This window comes from Pseudoalteromonas sp. NZS71_1, from assembly GCF_015864305.1.
Classification (GTDB): Bacteria; Pseudomonadota; Gammaproteobacteria; order Enterobacterales; family Alteromonadaceae; genus Pseudoalteromonas; species Pseudoalteromonas arctica.
This window is the reverse complement of sequence record NZ_JADYXM010000004.1, coordinates 157267-175223: the sequence shown is the minus strand read 5'-3', so window position 1 is coordinate 175223 and position 17957 is coordinate 157267. Positions and strand designations below refer to the sequence as shown.

Below are 17957 nucleotides of genomic sequence, written 5' to 3'. Positions count from 1 at the left end.
CTCTTTGTGAAATAGATCTTTAAGTGGTTTTGTTAGCAAAGAAATTAAGTAAACAGAAGCGGTGCTTTTTGCGTAAGCAAGCTTCACGCCTACAGCCGGAATTAAATATCAAGTACAAATTAACCTGTAGAAGCACAACTTATTGTCGTGACGAGTAACGTCCGTAATAAGCGACTTATTCACAAAGAGGTTAAGAGACGCTGCGCTTTTAGAGGTAACAATAAAGCTAAATTGAAAAAGCTCCGCTAATAAACCATCGCTTGTGTTTTCTCATTTACTCCTCTTTCACTTCTCTTTGTGAAATAGATCTTTAAGTGGTTTTGTTAGCAAAGAAATTAAGTAAACAGAAGCGGTGCTTTTTGCGTAAGCAAGCTTCACGCCTACAGCCGGAATTAAATATCAAGTACAAATTAACCTGTAGAAGCACAACTTATTGTCGTGACGAGTAACGTCCGTAATAAGCGACTTATTCACAAAGAGGTTAAGAGACGCTGCGCTTTTAGAGGTAACAATAAAGCTAAATTGAAAAAGCTCCGCTAATAAACCATCGCTTGTGTTTTCTCATTTACTCCTCTTTCACTTCTCTTTGTGAAATAGATCTTTAAGTGGTTTTGTTAGCAAAGAAATTAAGTAAACAGAAGCGGTGCTTTTTGCGTAAGCAAGCTTCACGCCTACAGCCGGAATTAAATATCAAGTACAAATTAACCTGTAGAAGCACAACTTATTGTCGTGACGAGTAACGTCCGTAATAAGCGACTTATTCACAAAGAGGTTAAGAGACGCTGCGCTTTTAGAGGTAACAATAAAGCTAAATTGAAAAAGCTCCGCTAATAAACCATCGCTTGTGTTTTCTCATTTACTCCTCTTTCACTTCTCTTTGTGAAATAGATCTTTAAGTGGTTTTGTTAGCAAAGAAATTAAGTAAACAGAAGCGGTGCTTCTCGCGTAAGCAAGCTTTACGACTTCAGCCGAAATTTAACACTGTTAATAAGATTAGCTTGTAGACGCACAACTTGTTGGCGTGATGGGCAAAGCCCGTAAAAAGTAATTTGTTCACAAAGAGGTTAAGAGACGCTGCGCTTTTAGAGGTAGTAAAAAGGCTAAGCCTGCCAATAAAGCATGGCTTGTGTTTTCTCTTTTACTCCTCTTTCACTTCTCTTTGTGAAATAGATCTTTTAGTGGTTTTGTTAGCAAAAAAATTAAATAAAAAGAAGCGTTGCTTCTCGCGTAAGCAAGCTTTACGACTTCAGCCGAAATTTAAAACCGTGAATAAGATTAGCTTGGGTTTTCTCATTTACTCCTCTTTCACTGCTCTTTGTGAAATAGATCTTTTAGTGGTTTTGTTAGCAAAGAAATTAAGTAAACAGAAGCGTTGCTTCTCGCGTAAGCAAGCTTTACGACTTCAGCCGAAATTTAAAACCGTGAATAAGATTAGCTTGTGTTTTCTCATTTACTCCTCTTTCACTTCTCTTTGTGAAATAAATCATTTAGTGGTTTTGTTCCGATGCAACGAATTTATATACCGATACAAAAAAGCGCGATATAAATATCGCGCTCTTAAATCAACTTTCAACTCGCTCAAATGAGTTTACTCTTTTTCATTTTCCATAAAACGTTGTAGCTGATCTTTTAAGTTTGGCGGAATGCCTTTAATCACTAGTGTATCGGTTGCTTCGTTGTACGTTACGCGCTCGCCTAAGTGTTTACGTTCAAAACTTACACTTACACCACCACCAAGACCTGAAAACTTAACCATACTGGTTACTGTTTTTTTATCAACGGGGAAAGTTTCTTCCAAGTCATAGCTTTGCTCTTTGCAAAAACTATCAAACGGGCTGTCATCGCCTTTTGTAAGCGTTGCAGATAGATCGCTCACACTTGCATCTTCGCCTGTGGTTACGCAATCATTACAGTAATCAAATACTTGTTTACGTAAATCGTCTTTTTCTGATTTATCAAACTGTTGCTCTGATAAATAATCCTCTACTGCGCTAAGCATTACTTGGCTTTGCTGTTTTGAATCAATACCCTCTTCACAGCCTAAAAAGTCTAAGAAAAAGTCAGCAACTTTACGACCCGCACGTCCTTTGATAAACGAAATATAACGATTATCTTCTGCTTGCGTATCCCACGCTGTTAAATCGATACGAGCAGCGAGTTGCATGCGAGATATGTCTAAATGGCGAGAAGCCGCTAAATCAAGCTCAGACGTCATAGAATAATGCTCTTTAATGTTAATCATCGCAATTAACATGTAATCGGTAGCAACATACTGATAATGACAAAATACTAAATAGCCTGTTTCACTAAATGCATACTTATCAAGCTCTTCTTTTAAAACCGTTGAGGCTTGCTCGGTCATATGCCAAAAGCCTAGCTCATCGTTACGGTAGCTTTGCATTGCAGATGCTACAACGCTGTTTTTATCACCACTGAAAGCACAGTAACCTTTACCTGGCTTACCATTATATGCATGATGTAATTGTTCGATAAAAACGGCTACTTTATCGTTAATTACCATCTCATCATTTCGAAGGTGAATTTGCGTATCGTCGTCTTTTTTGTCTACATAATGAACGACTAATTTTTTAACGTCTGTTGTCATCTTTGTTTTTCACGCCTCTAGTGTTAAAATACGAGAATATAACTATTTTATTGAACCAACTGATGCCAATCTTATCAAAATACTCTAATGAAGAAGTAGAACAAATCGTCGATCAGCTTATTGATGTGCTAACTAAACACAATGCGCCGGTAGATTTAAGCCTTATGTGTTTAGGAAATTCTATCACGCATATCTTAAAAGAGCATGTACCAACAGGGAAAAGACAAGCCGTAACTGAGAACTTTGCAAAAGCTCTATCACAGTCGGTTAAATAAACTCTATGAATTTATCGCAGCACAATCAGTTTTCATCAAAAGCGAGTCAGCTATTAAGCTGGGGCCATTGGTTTACTTTTGCCAATATTGGCTTGGCGCTATTTATTAGCTTAAGCTACTTATTTGCCGACTCGCCACCAACAAGCTTTATGGGCATTACTTATATGCTAGTAACGTGGTTAAGCCACACTAGTTTTATCGCCTTTTTAGCGTTTGTGCTGACGGTATTTCCGCTTAGTTTAATATTCCCCTACCCACGACATATACGAGGCATGGCGGCTGTTATAGCCACACTAGGCGCTTCACTGCTTACCCTTGATGCTTATGTGTATGTTAATTTGGGTTATCATCTAAGTATATCTGCCTTACCTGAGATTATTTCTCTACTGTGGCATCGCTTAACCAGTTCACCTGCTTTAACAACCATTTTAGCCAGTGGGATTGTATTACTTATTTTAGGCTTTCAGCTACTTGTGAGTAATTACACATGGCAACACCTTGAGCGCTTAAAACAATATAAATTTGCACGTTACGCAATTTCATTTTTAATAGTGTGTTTTTCACTTAGTCACAGTATTCATATTTGGGCCGACGCAAATTTAAACTTTGACGTAACGAAGCAAGATAATGTACTACCACTGTCATACCCTACTACCGCTAAAAGTTTATTAGCTAAAAATGACCTGCTTGATATAGAAAGCTATAAGCAAGCACATAACGTAAAAATTAATAACCAAAACATTAGTTATCAAATGCCAAGCCCGCTTGATAAGTGTGAAGACTACACACAAGCCAATGTAGATATTTTTGTATTTGAAACCCAGCAACAACTCGCTAAATTTGTTGCCGATAATAAAAACTTACACAAAACAGAGCAGTTTTTACAGCCAACTAATCACGACGATATGCTATTTAGCTTAGTGTATGGTTTGCCAGCTTTTTATAAAGCAGCAATTTTAAGAGATCAAACTCTTCCCGCATGGCAAAGTCAGCGCCGCAGCATTGAAGTAACCGGCGTGGAAGAACTTAGTTTTATAAATGATCAAGCACATAGTTCTAGCGCAATTAGAGTTATTAAAAGTAGCGATAACGCCGTTGTACGAGATGATAAAACACAGGTTTTTGCTTTTAGTCTTGCCAATAACAAGCAAGAAGTAGTAACAACATCAACTTTATATAGCTCCGACAAACGTATTTCTAAAGTAGATGGACTTATTCAACCTAGCGATTTAATTGCAACAAGTGTTGGCCAATATTTAAATTGTAAAGCCATTGCTAAGCAAACAATGCTGGGCGTTAATTTATACAAGAAAAAAGATGATATGGGCGTTAACTACTCTCAGGGTGTCGTTATAGCCTATAAAAAAGATAGGATTACCTTAATAGATTCAGATGGTAACTTTAAAAACATTTCCGCCGCTGAAGGTTTTTCTATTGAACAAGGTTTAGATATACCATTTTTAGTACAGAGTATTAAAAAGCTCAAAACCTTTACCCAATAGCCGTTATCCTAACCTAGCTTGCTATACCACCAAGCTAGGTTATAGTTTTATATTATTTTACTAAAAAATATAAAAATCAAGGACGGCATACATGTTTAAAACTTCTCGTTATATTCTCCATTCTAGCTTTTTACTTATCAGTTTTTTTAGCTTTAGCGATACCACTTACTACAAATGTGTAACAGAAAAAGGCACTGTCTTTTCTCAACTTCCCTGTGACGACGAAGCAACGACTTATAAAGTTAACACGACGGGTAATCAGTATTCTGGTCCTAAGGTTGACTACACTAAACAACTAAACGAACTTGAGCGTGAAAGGCTTCTATCTGGCTTACAGGCAGAGCTTCGCAGTAATAACCATAAACTAACAATACTTGATCGTAATAAGCAGCGTGCTGAATACAAACAACAAGAACGATTAAATCATATTCTAGCCGTTGAAGATAAAAAGCGTATTACCAAAGACATTACTAAAAAATTAAAAATAATTAATAAAGAGTACAAAAAAGATGTATTGGTTATTACTAAACAAATTAAAACTCTCGAAAAAAAGATAGCTCAATACCAATAAATCACTGTTAATTAGCAAGTAATATTTATCTTGGTTTTAAACTTAAAATAACATACCCTTAACACAATAGAGTATAAGCTCTAGGGACTATTAAGGAGTGCAAATGCAGCCTCGCCATATTGCTGAATTAATTTTAACGGGTTTTAAAAGGCACTATCAGCTATTTCAAAAAACAACGGCCAAAGCCCCTCTCGCCTTTGCAAAAAAAGATTGGCAAGCAATTAATGATATCAGCCGTTTGCGTATCAGCTATTATGATGATCGTGTTAACGAAACCACACAAGCGCTAAAAAAAGAAACCCCAACAGAGCAATTAGATGAAAGCCTATGGCTCGAAGTTAAAAAGATATATCAGCATTTTTTATGTTTCCACCCTCAAGCAGAACTCGCCGAAACCTTTTATAACTCTGTATTTTGCCGGCTGTACCATAGGCGCTATTTTCATAATGACTTTATATTTGTAGAAGCAACTTTGAAAGATGCTCCTTCAGTACCTGTTGAGGCCGAATATAGGACATACTTTCCAGTAGTTGATGGCCTAAAGCCAACAATAAAGCGCATTATTAATCATTTTGATTTTAAAGCCCCATTTGTAAATTTAGAGCGTGATATTCGCCTTCTTGTTAAAGCATTTTATAAACAAGCCCCCGATACACATCATCAACCTTGGCAAATGCGCTTTGATATTTTACACACACCTTTTTATCGTAATAAAGCAGCTTATATTGTTGGTCGTGTTGTTTCAAAAAGTGGGGTTCAGCCTTTTATAATCGCCGTGTTACACGATGAAGATAACGGATTATATTTAGATGCACTTTTAACTAAATCATCTCAAATGCGTGTCATTTTTGGCTTTGCCCGTGCCTACTTTATGGTAGAGACTCATGCACCTTCAGCACTTGTCCGGTTTTTGAATCAGCTTATGCCAAACAAAACACTTGCTGAGCTCTATAACGCAGTGGGTTTTCATAAGCAGGGTAAAACTGAGTTTTATCGAGAGTTTTTAAATCACTTATCTCACTCTAGTGATGAGTTTACAATTGCACCGGGTACTCCCGGTATGGTGATGATGGTATTTACCCTTCCCTCATTTGGTTATGTTTTTAAAGTAATAAAAGACAAATTTGGTGAAAGTAAGCCCTTCGGCCGTGATACCGTATTAAAGCGTTATCAACTAGTAAAAAACCATGATCGCGTTGGCAGAATGGCCGATACCATAGAGTATTCTAACGTCGTATTTCCTTTGGCGCGTTTTGATAGTAATTTACTTGCGCAATTACATAAAACAATTGGCTCATCAATGGTAATTGAAGGCGAATGGTTGATCATCAAGCATTTATATATTGAACGGCGCATGACACCACTCAATTTATTTTTAGAAAATGCTGATGAAGAAAGTGCCGCAGACGCGATTGAAGAATACGGGCAAGCTCTAAAAGAAATGATTGCCGTTAATATATTTCCTGGCGATATGCTCTTAAAAAACTTTGGTGTAAGTAAGCACAAACGTATTATTTTTTACGATTACGATGAAGTTCAATACCTAACAGATATGAACTTTAGAGCATTACCAAAAGCAAAGAGCTACGACGATTATTTAATGGATGAACAAAGTTACTCTGTTGCACCACAAGATGTATTCCCAGAGCAGTTATGTACATTTGTAATGCCTAATCCTATGTATAAAAAGTTTTTTCTCAGCACTCATCCAGAGCTTATAGATGTTAGCTTTTGGAAGCAGGCGCAACAAAATATAAAAAATGGGCAGGTAAGTCATATTTACCCTTACCCGACAGCACAGCGATTTATCCATCACTGGTAGACGCAAAGGACACACAATGAATATAAGTAAAATAGATTTAAATTTACTCGTTTATCTCGATACATTGCTTCGAGAATGCAACGTAACACGCGCTGCTAATCAATTGAGTATTACGCAGCCCGCAATGAGTAATGGCCTTAAACGTCTTCGTAACTTATTTAACGACCCTATTTTAGTTCGTACCAGCGATGGTATGGTCCCGACAGAGCGCGCTTTAGAGTTACAACCCGTTATTCGTGGCATATTAATGACGCTTGAAGAAACCCTAGCACCTAATAGAGAATTTGAGGCAAGCCAGAGTAAACGTGTATTTAGAATAATGGCCAGTGATTACGCTGCAAGTACGTTAGCGCCAAAGCTCTTAAGTAAACTACACGAAGAAGCCCCCGATACTACTTTAGATATACTCACACCAAGTGATGTAACCTTTCATGACGTAGAAAACGGTAAAGTAGATATGGCAATCAACCGTTTTGAAAACTTACCTCAGTCTTTTCATCATAAACGTATTTGGAAAGACAGTTTTTGCTGCTTAGTTAAGGCCGACAACCCTATTATTGAAAACTTTAGCCTCGACAGCTACTTAAAAGCGCGCCATATATGGGTGAGTAAAACAGGTTTTGGTGTAGGCGTGGGCATGGACCCTAAAGATGTGCAAAAACTTGGTTGGGTTGACGAAGCACTTGCCCACTTTGGTAAACATCGTAATATTGCCACTTTTACGCGTAACTACCATGTAGCGATTCATTTAGCTAAAGAGAAAAACTTGATTGCGACCCTTCCTTCAAAAGCTGCAAATATATACTTAGATGATCCGGGGCTTAAAATTTTAGAGCCACCGTTTCCAATTCCTCCTTTTGAGCTTGATATGATTTGGAGCCCACTGTTACATCGCGATGCGAGCCACATCTGGTTACGCCAAAAAGTCGCTGAAGTAGCTGAAGAGCTAAAATAACTTTATTACACAATATAATGTAAAAATTGCTAGGTTAATACTTTCCTCATTAACTTAGCCCCTTTCTGTAATAAAATTAAATCAATAAAATCAAATGACTACATAAAAACAAAAACGTGGAACGTACATTGCTTTTATTAAATTGAACTATACATTCATTTAATAAAAGAGGTCATTATGAACACCCATCAAGGATCAGAAGTAAATCATATTACTGACATCATTCAAGTTATGAACAGCGGCATCGATTTTTATCAAAAAGCACAGGAAAAAGTTGAAGACCCTGCTATTTGCGCACTTTTTCAGCGTATGATAGATGCCCGAAAAGTGAGTGTCGAGCGTCTGCAGCCATATGCAATTAATGAAAAAGGCGAACGCGAAGATGGTTCATCTTTCGCAGTTGAAGCACGACGTGCATATACAGCCCTATTGACTACTTTCACTTCACATAACGACAGCACGTATGTTAAAGAGCTTGAAGAAGTAGAAGATAAAACGCTTGAAGAAATTAAAGCCGCTATGGATAAACCGCAACCAGCTGATTGCGAAGCAGCACTGGCTAAAACATTATTAACGATGCAAAGCTGCCATGCAGAAATGAGCCGTATGCAAAAGCAGTAAGCTTACATAACTCATAAATACAACCCAGCCTAGCGCTGGGTTTTTTATTGCCTCTAATACCAATCTGTATAAACCCTTAAGCAATTTAACGAATTAAATTACTCTATAACGATGCTAAATAGACCCCATATATAAGCAGATTGCTATAAACACCACCTTATTTCGCCACATTTTAAATACATAATAAATACAAAAATTTAATGTTATTAGAATGTTTATTTAACCACGCTTTATTTTTGCTGTGCTAATTTTGTTATTAGGTACCTAAAACCTTGCTGTGGCGCCGCAGCATTTAATTAAAAATAAGGTCCAATATGAAAAGTAAACTAAGTAAACTGCAAAATAATGCTGATGTTGATATGACCCCGATGTTAGACATAGTGTTCATATTACTAATTTTCTTTATTGTAACTACATCTTTTGTAAAACCTGTGGCTATTGAATTAAACCGACCACTCGACAGCCCTCAAATAGATAAGCCTGTTAAAAATGCTTTATTTAGAATTGATGAAAGTAACGGAGTATATTTTTCAGGGAGGTTAATTGATTTAGAGCAAGTTACGTCTAATTTAGCGATGTTCGCGGCTAAATATGAAATAAGTTCGGTACTTATAACCGCAGACGAAAACAGTACACATAATACTTTAATGAGTGTAATGAATAATATTAAGCAATACGATGATTATTCAATAAGTTTGATTTCTAAATAAAACAGCCCAATATAAAACCAAAAAAAGGGCCTTACGGCCCTTTGAGTTAAATAACGAAAGGGAGGTTATTAATTAAAAACGGTATTCTGCGCCTATGTAGTAGTAAGCACCGTTAAATCCAAATGGAGCCGAGCGACGTGAGTAGTCAAACACACCTGAGCTACTTATTACTGTGTTGCCACTAGCATCCACAATAGTACCTGAGCGAGAGTTACCTATTTCGTTTTTATCTGGGTAAACGTCAAACAAGTTATTTGCACCAATGTTTACCGACAAATCTTCAGTAACGAAGTAGTTAACTTTAACGTCAGTTAAAATTTCTGCGCCATACGTTTGACGTCCGCCATCTTCTACTGTGTACTCACCAAAGCGATTAAGTGACAGGTTAACTGTCCAATCATCACGTTGATAAAGTGCACTTAAGTTAATACGATCCTCTGGTTGCCACTCTTCTATAATAGAGATATCTTCCGCTGAAAATATATCGTCTACACTTACTGTCTCAAGGCTTGAGCCAGCAGGAGAAAATAACGATACAACATCTGTTTTAGTGAAGTTAGCTGCAAGTGTAAAATCAAGCGTACCGCCTAAACCTTCAGTGTTCCACGTTGCTACAAAATCAACACCACGAGTTTCAGTATCAGCACCATTTAAGAAAAACTGCCCTACGCCAGCCCCCGCACTATTTAATGCAGCATCAAGGCTTGTAGATAAACCTTTACCTAAGCGGTCACTAATTACAATACGGTCGTCAATATCAATTGAATAGTAATCAACGGTTACATTAATATTATCTGTAACGTTATACACAATACCTAAACTACGGTTTTGTGATTTTTCTTCTTTAAGCTTTGGAATACCTAAGCTTTGCGCAAGTGTTGAATCATTTCTAAATGTACCAACCTCTTCTGCAACTAAGTTACCATTAGTATCAACAACAAATTGCGTACTTACATTATTAAAGTAAAGCTGTTGCATTGAAGGTGCTCTAAAACCTGAGCTTAATGCACCACGTAGTGAAATATCGTCGGTTACAGACCAGTTACCAGCAAGCTTAAAGTTTACTGTATCACCAAAGCCTTTGTAGTTATCGTAGCGAAGTGCACCCGATAAAATTACATCTTCAATCACATAAGCTTCTGCATCTACATAAAATGAGATTACATCACGCGATTCATCAACTGATGACGCAGGAGACGAACCACCAAAACCTTGTGAACCACCTGATGCATCTTCAGAGCCAACACCACCACTTAAGCCGTTATAAATACTTACACCGTTGGTAGTATCGTAATCGCGGTATGCATATTCACTACCTTCTAAGATACGGTATTCGTCAGTACGAATTTCAGCACCCATCGCTAACGAATAATCATCAAAGTTTTGCGTAAAATCAATGTTGATTGTTTGCAGTGATAATTCCATGCCGTAAGCGTACGCTTCACGTGGGATAGTTGTACGAATATCAGCTGCACTCAAACCTTGGTCATAACGTAAAAAGTTAGCGTATGAGGCATTAATAGTGTCACTTGTCGTATAATCAATGCTGTTTTCACCGTAGGTGTAAGACAAATCAAGACTTGCATCGTTATCAAACTCAGTTTTATAACCAAAGTTGTATGAGATATCGTCGATAGTTGTATTAATTTTTGGTAAGAAACCTAGCGGAATTGTCGCATCGTTATCTTGCAGTACTGGGTTACCACCTGCATTTGCATTATGACGGAAAAATGCAGCCGACTCGTTTTCACGTGTTGAGTAAGTAATAAAGCCGTAAAGCTCGCCATCACCTAACTCGTAACCAGTATTAATTGTTAAACCAAACTGCTGAGAATCAGCATCACCAATTCTAAAAGTATCACGATCGGCTGTCAGTTCACGCGGATCGCCAGCAAGTAAAGTACCGTCACTTAACTCTGTACAACCATAAAACTGACAAGAGCCATGTAAACCTGCACGGTTAGTCGGTGCACGGTCACGGTAATTGATAGTTGTATTTAAATAACCGTCATCGCCTAGCGCAAAGCCTTTATTAAAATCAAGGTTGATGGTTTCGCCATCACCTTCTGAATATTGGCCGTAGTTAATAGCCGCTTTACCGCCTTCGCTACCATCTTTAAGTACAATATTAATAACACCAGCAATCGCATCAGAACCATACTGAGCAGCAGCGCCATCACGTAATACTTCAATGCGTTTAATTGCAGAGGCTGGAATTGCATTCATATCAGTACCTGCAGTACCACGCCCAACAGAGCCATTAATATGAATAATACTTGCTTGGTGACGACGTTTGCCGTTAATTAACACCAATGTTTGGTCGGGGCCTAAACCGCGAAGTGTTGCAGGTCTTAAAGCATCAGTACCGTCACTAATTGCAGAGCTTGAAAAGTTAAATGAAGGAGCGATAGACTGTAGCATACGACCAACTTCTGTTTGGCCTGTATTTTCAAGCGCTTCTGCACTTAAGATATCTACTGGAACGGGTAAATCTTCAACTGAACGTCCTGCTACACGGCTACCGACAATAGCAATTTTTTCAATTTTTTCTTGAGCGACTTCTTCTGCTGCGTTTACACCTTGCGAATTAACTGCAAGTAAGGCTGGTAATACTGCTGCACTGACCGCTGAAAGCTTCATCATGTTGTTATCATTCCTGTTGATTTGTTTGAGTTTTATACTCAGTAAACCATTTTGATCAACAACCGCATCGAGCTCTGTCCCACCTAGTAATGCCTCTAGGGCATCTAGTTGAGTGTAAAATCCATAAACTGAATTTGCGTCATACTGCTTTGCCAACTCATAAGAAAACACCACGGTTTGCTCTGTTTGTTTAGCATATTCAATTAAGGCTTTGTCTGCTCGCTGCGCTTTTATATCAAATTGCACCATTTGCCCAGTGGTTTGAGTTGCTGCTTGTACACTCAAGCTAAAAATAGCCGGTGCAAGCACACTAAATCCACTCAATAAATGCGTTTGGTTACTGCGCAACTTATATAAACAGCTGACAAACAAAAATCCTCTATGGCTTTGTCTCTTTTTTTTAATGTTTTTTTTACGTTCAATCTTTATTGATGCAACTTTATCTAACATTAGTTTGATTTGCATAACGTCTACTTATGATTCTGTATGGTGTTTTAGCGTTACTACATGCTCACCTAAACGCTCATGATCAATCGAAAAATTAGTTTGTAAACTTTCTAGTAAACCTTCAACATCACCCGCTTTGAATACCCCAGCTACTTTAATGCTGGCAAGCTCGGCTGATGAAAGCTCAAAACGTGTGGCGGTATAGCGACTTACTTCATTTAAAGCATCGCTTAACTCTTCTCCATTAAAAATAAGCATGCCATTTTGCCATGCCAAATCGCGTTGTACGTCGTTCATTGAAAGCTGGGTAATTGGCTTTGTAACACTCTGCTCTATAATTACTTTTTCGCCTGAGGTAACAATATTGGCATTAATTTGACGAATTTTTTGCGTGCTGTTATCTGCAAGCTGATAATCTTTAAAGTCATTTGCATCAACCGCTACACTAGGGTCGGTGATCATCACTTTGCCTTCGGTAACAACAAGCTCTAAATCTGATGAGGTATTACGCTGTACATTAAACACGGTACCGAGTGCGGTAAAGCTTTTGTCGCCTGCCATAACACTAAACGGACGCGTGGCATCTTTTGCTACATTAAAACGCCCTTCTCCACGACTAAGTAACAACTGCCTGCGGCCTTTGCTATAAGCAACTTCTAGTAAGCTATTAGTATTAAGCTGCACTATAGTGCCGTCTGGCAATACATAGGTTGCTTGCTCGCCTACTTTTGTTTTGTAAATTTTAGTGTAGTTAACTTTTGCAAGCTCTTGGTTATAGCCGTTTTCTAAATTAATTAATAAGTAGCTGCATACCATTAGTGCTGCAAATAAACTCGCTGCAATTGAGTAAGAAAACATCCACTTATTTTTTGATGCTTTAGTATTGTTACGCTGAGGAAATAAATGACTTAATTCATTTAATACCGAAAGCTCATCCCAAAGCTGAGCAAGCTCGTATATAGAGTCTTGATGGGCGATGCTTTGCATCATCCATAATTTAAATTGCTCTTTTTCATCATCAGTTAAACCACGATCAATCGCGCTTATCCAATCACATGACTTTTCTAAAATTAAATCTTTTGAATTAAATTGATGAACATTACTCATTCTGCGACCCTCTTAACTGATATAGGGTGTGCTTGAGCTTTAGGGTTTGTTTGAGGGCTTTGCTCATGTTCACGCATGTACAACATGGTTTGTAACAATCCTTTGGCAATGTGTTTTTCAACAGTGCTTTGGCTTAACTGCATTTGGTCTGCGATCTCTTTTTGGCTCATGCCGTAAACTTTTTTTAATATAAAGCATTTACGAATCGATGAGCTTAGTTGCTCAGTAGCTCTACAAAAAAGTAAAAAGCGCTCTTTAGATGTGTATTCATCCTCAAGCTTCATTGATTTGAGTAATACGGGTAATTCGTTATCATTTTCTAACGAATCATTAAATTTGTTGTCCCACTTAGCTATATGGTTAAGTGCTAGGTGTTTTGCTGTTTTAAGCATGTAACTGCGGGTAAACTGTATATCTTGCTTTAAATCAGCTTCGTAGCTTTTTACAAAGGTTTCTTGCACAATATCTTCTACATCGTCGGGTTGAACAATGCGCGATACAAAACGTTTGAGCTGTTTAGATATATCAACAAATGTTGACGTGAATTTTACTTTTTTCGTCATCCTTAACATCCACCTGTTGTTATTTTTATTACTAGGGCGTGTTGACCTTTCGTGGTTGAATTTGCAGCAGTACGTTTGGTATTTAGGCAAGGTAGAGCCTATGTAGTGTGGTTATTCCCCATAAATAGGTGATAACGCAGCATAAATGCCAAACATGCGCTGCCCTTTGGGTTATTTCTAGGGACGATTAACTCTTTGTTGCTCGGTTTTGACTTAGCCCGCTAGGTTACAAACCTCGCGCCGCGATTAAATCGACCCTAGATTGAACAAATTTCAATCCACAAAGGTAAACACGCCCCAATAGATTACGAGTTTTTGATATAAAAACAAGCTCAAATGTTAATTCTGGGTTATTTAAATGGATAGGAAGATAAATGAGTAAATTTTTAGATTACATCCGACTTAGCTTCTTTGCATTCGGTTTACTACTTGGAGTGCAAATTCCTGCATTTGTAAGCGATTTTGGCCAAGCATTATCAGCCCAATTAATTGAAGCTAAAAATGCCATTGCACCATTTAAAAACGATGCCGCTAAGTATTTTAATAATGATTTAGATAAGCTAATAAAACACTATAAAAATATTGATGATGGGATTGTGAATAAAGGTGCAAGCAATATCAGTACACTTTACACGCGACAACAAGATTTACAAATCGCTGTAAATAGGTTTGCGCAATCTCCATATATTTTTACATTGATCAGTGGCATGAGCGATGTAAAGCAACAAGTGTGGCAACGCTTTGAAGGTCAAATCATTTTAAAAAAAGACTCTATAATAGCCGCCATTATTGCAGCCATTATAATTGCCTTACTTGCCGAGCTTACTGGTTATTTGTTGTTAACTGGAGTAAAACGCTCATTTAAACGCTTATTCGCAGCTCAAAAATAGTGATTTCATAAAATCATAAAACACATCGGTTTTACGGGTAGTTAAGCTATTTTGCGGACGCAAAAACCAAACTGGAGCATCATCTTGTGCCATTACACCGGGCATAACTTCAACTAAAATGCCATTTTTAATATCTTCATGAATAGCTATCATTGATTTAATTGCAATGCCATGACCCGCAATAGCTGCTTGAGTCATATTATCGGAATTAGAAATGGTAAAGCGTGTTCTCGCATTAAAAGTATGTATTTTACCTTGTTCATCAAAAAGCTTTAATTGGCGCTGCCACGGCAGGCAAACCCAATAGTGTTCGCTTAATTGAGCTAAGCTTTTAGGCATACCATATTTTTTTATGTAGCTAGGAGCTGCGCAAAGTATACGTTTGTTGTTTACTATTTTTCGCGACAGTAAACCGGAATCATTTAATTGCCCTACACGAATTGCCACATCTTGTGCGTCATCAACCACATTTACAAAATGATCCGTAATTAAAAAATCAAGTTTTAGTTCAGGATAGGCCTGCTCTAACTCGTTAAGCCTTGGCATTACGTATTTCGAAAAAATCCAAGGGGGCATAGTCACGCGTAATAAACCACTTACCGATGAGCTACGTGCACCAATACTATGCTCAGCGTCGTGCAATGCCTCCATTATAGCGCCAACTCGCGTATAAAATATTTCACCTGCGGGAGATAACCGTACTCGTCGGCTATCTCTAAAAACAAGTACTGTTGCAAGCTCACGTTCTAATTTACTTAAGCGATGGCTTACCGTTGCAGGCGATAAACGCTGCTCGCGCGCAGCAGCAAGCACCCCTTTATTTTCAACTACTGCTATAAATGTTTCTAGGTCGCTTAAATTATACATAAAGATGCCATTGTGCACTTTTCAATGTTTAACATTTTCGAATGAAGCTTTCAGTTTTGCAATGTTTATTTAAATATGTAAAACACTATAATTGCAAATAGTCTAATTATTGAGGTTCAATCATGAGTTTAAAAGCGCAAATAGATGCCTATAACGTACAAAAAGATGCCAAGTTACCGGCTGACATTTTAGCATTAATGAACACTACAAACGAAGAGCTTATTGCACAGCATATTAAAGACAATGCGTTGCAAATTGGTCAAAAGGTAGAAAACTTCAGCCTAGCCAACCATAACGGCGAAAACATTGAGCTTGCGGATTTATTAAAAAAAGGCCCGGTAATTATTAGCTTTTATCGTGGTGGCTGGTGCCCATATTGTAATTTAGAGCTAAAAGCACTTAATGACTACTTACCGCAATTTAAAACTCAAAATGCTCAGTTAGTCGCAATATCACCACAACAGCCTGATGAAACTCTCTCAACTGCACAAAAAAACGATCTTGAGTTTGACGTGCTTTCAGATGTTAGTAATAAAGTAGCTGAGCAATTTGGTTTATTGTTTACACTTGATGAGCGTATTCAAGCGTTATACACACAATTTGGTATTGATTTTGAACACTACTACGGCGATAAAAGCTTTAAATTGCCGCTACCGGCTACTTATGTGATAAACCAAGAAGGTGTTATTACATACGCATTTTTAAACGAAGACTACACCCTACGCGCAGAACCTACTGATATTATGGCAGCACTTGAATCGGAGAATAACTAATGTCTATTTTAAAATCGTTAAAAACACTTACTCTTTCACTACTTGTAGGCACAAGCCTTGTATCTGGTTATGCAGTCGCTGATGAACCAAAAGAACAAGTAAAGCCCAAAGTGCTTATTTTTGATGTAAACGAAACCCTACTTGATTTAACGTCAATGCGTACCTCTATTGGTAAAGCACTAGGCGGGCGTGAAGATTTATTACCACTTTGGTTTTCGACTATGCTGCACCATTCATTAGTAGATACAGTAAGCGGTAGTTATCACGACTTTGGGCAAATTGGGGTGGCATCACTTCTTATGGTTGCTCAAAATAACAATATTGATATTACTAGTGAACAAGCTAAAACAGCTATTGTTACGCCTCTTTTAACGCTTCCTCCACACAGCGATGTTAAAGAAGGACTGGCAAAACTTAGAGCTCAGGGCTATAAGTTAGTAAGCCTTACAAATTCTTCAAACAAAGGTGTAAAGGCACAGTTTGAAAGCGCTGGTTTAATGTCTTACTTTGATGCACGTTACAGCATTGAAGATATTAAAATTTACAAACCAGACTTACGTGCTTATGAATGGGTACTTAAAAAGCTAAATGTAGCACCAAATGAAGCTATGATGGTTGCAGCCCATGGCTGGGATGTTGCTGGCGCAAAAGAAGCAGGCTTACAAACCACTTTCATTGCACGCCCAGGTAAAGCACTTTACCCATTAGCTAAAAAACCAGATCACGTTGTGAAAGATTTACATGAATTAGCCGCTCTACTTAAATAAGTATGCGCTGATGAATCAATACCCAAGCGGCCAATGTTAGGATGACATTGGCCGCTTTTTTATAACTACCCCTAAATATGTCTTAGTGTATTTATTTTCATAATCAGTATGTTAAAAATTGAATGTAAACAAAGCATTTAGCCCACTATGAGTTATTTTATCTGCTAGCAATTTAGTACTCACAACGCTACTATTAAATAAATACGTGGTGGAGAACATAATGAATAGTGAAAGATTAGGTGAGTTTGAGCAGTACTTTCAAATTAATGAAAGTATAAGAGTGAATTTATTCGCCGTATCGAACGGACAAGTTCCTAAATCGCAGCTTGAGCTAGAAGACGATATCCCCCCACTATTTAGATTAGCAAATGAAGTAAGTGAACTTGAGCAAAGCTCGTTACGCCCACTGCGTAACTTAGGCGATATAGCACAAGAGCTCGCTACATTTTTACAAGCGCAGTCACGTAAAATAGATTTAATAATGAGCCATATTTTGGCCTCAGAACAAGCCCAAGATAATGCAATTCAATGTGATAGCTACGGCGGTGGCGGTATTCGCTTTACATCACCCGAAGTACACTCAATTGGCCAAGCATTTAGAACAAAACTGTTTTTGCACCACGAAGCCTCTGCGGTTTATTGTTACACCGAAGTTGTGGCAGTAGAAAAACAAGATAGCGAGCATTATCAATACACCATGCTCTTTACCGCAATTAGAACCACTGACCAAGAACTTATTGTTAGAGCAAGTTTACATGCTCAAACCCGCCAACTTAAAAAACGTCAAGAACTTGATCAAAACCAAGCCGATCTAAACAGTGATAATTAGCTGACATCTT

The 17957-nt window shown here is 37.8% G+C and carries 16 protein-coding genes; 11 read left to right on the top strand and 5 right to left on the bottom strand.

Features of this window, described 5'->3' with window-relative positions:
• Positions 1 to 1588 precede the first annotated feature (1588 nt).
• Positions 1589 to 2605: a nucleoid-associated protein YejK gene (gene yejK / locus I6F43_RS08420; protein WP_121955650.1), complete on the bottom strand. Its 1017-nt coding sequence runs from the start codon at positions 2603 to 2605 to the stop codon at positions 1589 to 1591.
• Positions 2606 to 2667: 62 nt separating this feature from the next.
• Between yejK and I6F43_RS08415 the strand changes: the two genes are divergently transcribed.
• From I6F43_RS08415 to I6F43_RS08385, 7 genes are all read left to right on the top strand, one after another.
• Positions 2668 to 2880: a DUF1414 domain-containing protein gene (locus tag I6F43_RS08415; RefSeq protein ID WP_007375276.1), complete on the top strand. Its 213-nt coding sequence runs from the start codon at positions 2668 to 2670 to the stop codon at positions 2878 to 2880.
• A gap of 5 nt (positions 2881 to 2885) precedes the next feature.
• Positions 2886 to 4382 carry a DUF3413 domain-containing protein gene (locus tag I6F43_RS08410; protein ID WP_007585701.1) on the top strand — a complete coding sequence of 499 codons (1497 nt, stop codon included), beginning with the start codon at positions 2886 to 2888 and terminating at the stop codon, positions 4380 to 4382.
• 91 nt (positions 4383 to 4473) lie between these two features.
• Positions 4474 to 4953 carry a DUF4124 domain-containing protein gene (locus I6F43_RS08405; protein WP_197101829.1) on the top strand — a complete coding sequence of 160 codons (480 nt, stop codon included), beginning with the start codon at positions 4474 to 4476 and terminating at the stop codon, positions 4951 to 4953.
• A 103-nt stretch (positions 4954 to 5056) separates the two neighbouring features.
• On the top strand, positions 5057 to 6775 hold the full coding sequence (aceK, locus tag I6F43_RS08400; protein WP_007585698.1) for a bifunctional isocitrate dehydrogenase kinase/phosphatase: 1719 nt from the start codon (positions 5057 to 5059) through the stop codon (positions 6773 to 6775).
• A gap of 16 nt (positions 6776 to 6791) precedes the next feature.
• Positions 6792 to 7730, top strand: a complete 939-nt coding sequence (locus tag I6F43_RS08395) for a LysR family transcriptional regulator (RefSeq protein WP_002961484.1) — start codon at positions 6792 to 6794, stop codon at positions 7728 to 7730.
• Positions 7731 to 7907: 177 nt separating this feature from the next.
• On the top strand, positions 7908 to 8351 hold the full coding sequence (locus tag I6F43_RS08390; protein ID WP_197101827.1) for a ferritin-like domain-containing protein: 444 nt from the start codon (positions 7908 to 7910) through the stop codon (positions 8349 to 8351).
• A 314-nt stretch (positions 8352 to 8665) separates the two neighbouring features.
• The gene (locus I6F43_RS08385; RefSeq protein WP_076923830.1) at positions 8666 to 9061 is read left to right on the top strand and encodes an ExbD/TolR family protein; all 396 of its coding nucleotides are present in this window, start codon (positions 8666 to 8668) and stop codon (positions 9059 to 9061) included.
• A gap of 72 nt (positions 9062 to 9133) precedes the next feature.
• On the opposite strand, the gene I6F43_RS08380 is transcribed toward I6F43_RS08385, so the two are convergent.
• The 3 genes from I6F43_RS08380 to I6F43_RS08370 are packed head-to-tail and all read right to left on the bottom strand — an operon-like array spanning position 9134 to position 13821.
• Positions 9134 to 12169, bottom strand: a complete 3036-nt coding sequence (locus tag I6F43_RS08380) for a TonB-dependent receptor plug domain-containing protein (protein ID WP_197101825.1) — start codon at positions 12167 to 12169, stop codon at positions 9134 to 9136.
• Between the two features lie 9 nt (positions 12170 to 12178).
• Positions 12179 to 13258, bottom strand: a complete 1080-nt coding sequence (locus I6F43_RS08375; RefSeq protein WP_007585689.1) for a FecR family protein — start codon at positions 13256 to 13258, stop codon at positions 12179 to 12181.
• Positions 13255 to 13821, bottom strand: coding sequence for an RNA polymerase sigma factor (locus I6F43_RS08370; protein ID WP_002961494.1), 567 nt, complete (start codon positions 13819 to 13821; stop codon positions 13255 to 13257). Before I6F43_RS08370 ends, I6F43_RS08375 begins: the two co-directional genes overlap by 4 nt.
• Positions 13822 to 14195: 374 nt before the next feature.
• Between I6F43_RS08370 and I6F43_RS08365 the strand changes: the two genes are divergently transcribed.
• Complete coding sequence (locus I6F43_RS08365; protein ID WP_024599129.1) at positions 14196 to 14711, top strand: DUF2937 family protein; 516 nt, start codon at positions 14196 to 14198, stop codon at positions 14709 to 14711.
• On the opposite strand, the gene I6F43_RS08360 is transcribed toward I6F43_RS08365, so the two are convergent.
• Entirely contained in the window at positions 14691 to 15578 is an 888-nt protein-coding gene (locus tag I6F43_RS08360; protein ID WP_197101823.1) for a LysR family transcriptional regulator, read from the bottom strand. The genes I6F43_RS08365 and I6F43_RS08360 overlap by 21 nt on opposite strands.
• Before the next feature lie 122 nt (positions 15579 to 15700).
• On the opposite strand from I6F43_RS08360, the gene I6F43_RS08355 reads away from it, so the two are divergent.
• From I6F43_RS08355 to I6F43_RS08345, 3 genes are all read left to right on the top strand, one after another.
• Entirely contained in the window at positions 15701 to 16351 is a 651-nt protein-coding gene (locus I6F43_RS08355) for a peroxiredoxin-like family protein (protein ID WP_197101821.1), read from the top strand.
• A complete protein-coding gene (locus tag I6F43_RS08350; protein WP_024590458.1) occupies positions 16351 to 17118 on the top strand; it encodes a haloacid dehalogenase type II in 768 nt (255 codons plus the stop codon). The genes I6F43_RS08355 and I6F43_RS08350 overlap by 1 nt, the downstream gene beginning before the upstream one ends.
• Before the next feature lie 220 nt (positions 17119 to 17338).
• The gene (locus I6F43_RS08345) at positions 17339 to 17947 is read left to right on the top strand and encodes a PilZ domain-containing protein (RefSeq protein ID WP_007585675.1); all 609 of its coding nucleotides are present in this window, start codon (positions 17339 to 17341) and stop codon (positions 17945 to 17947) included.
• Positions 17948 to 17957: the final 10 nt, after the last annotated feature.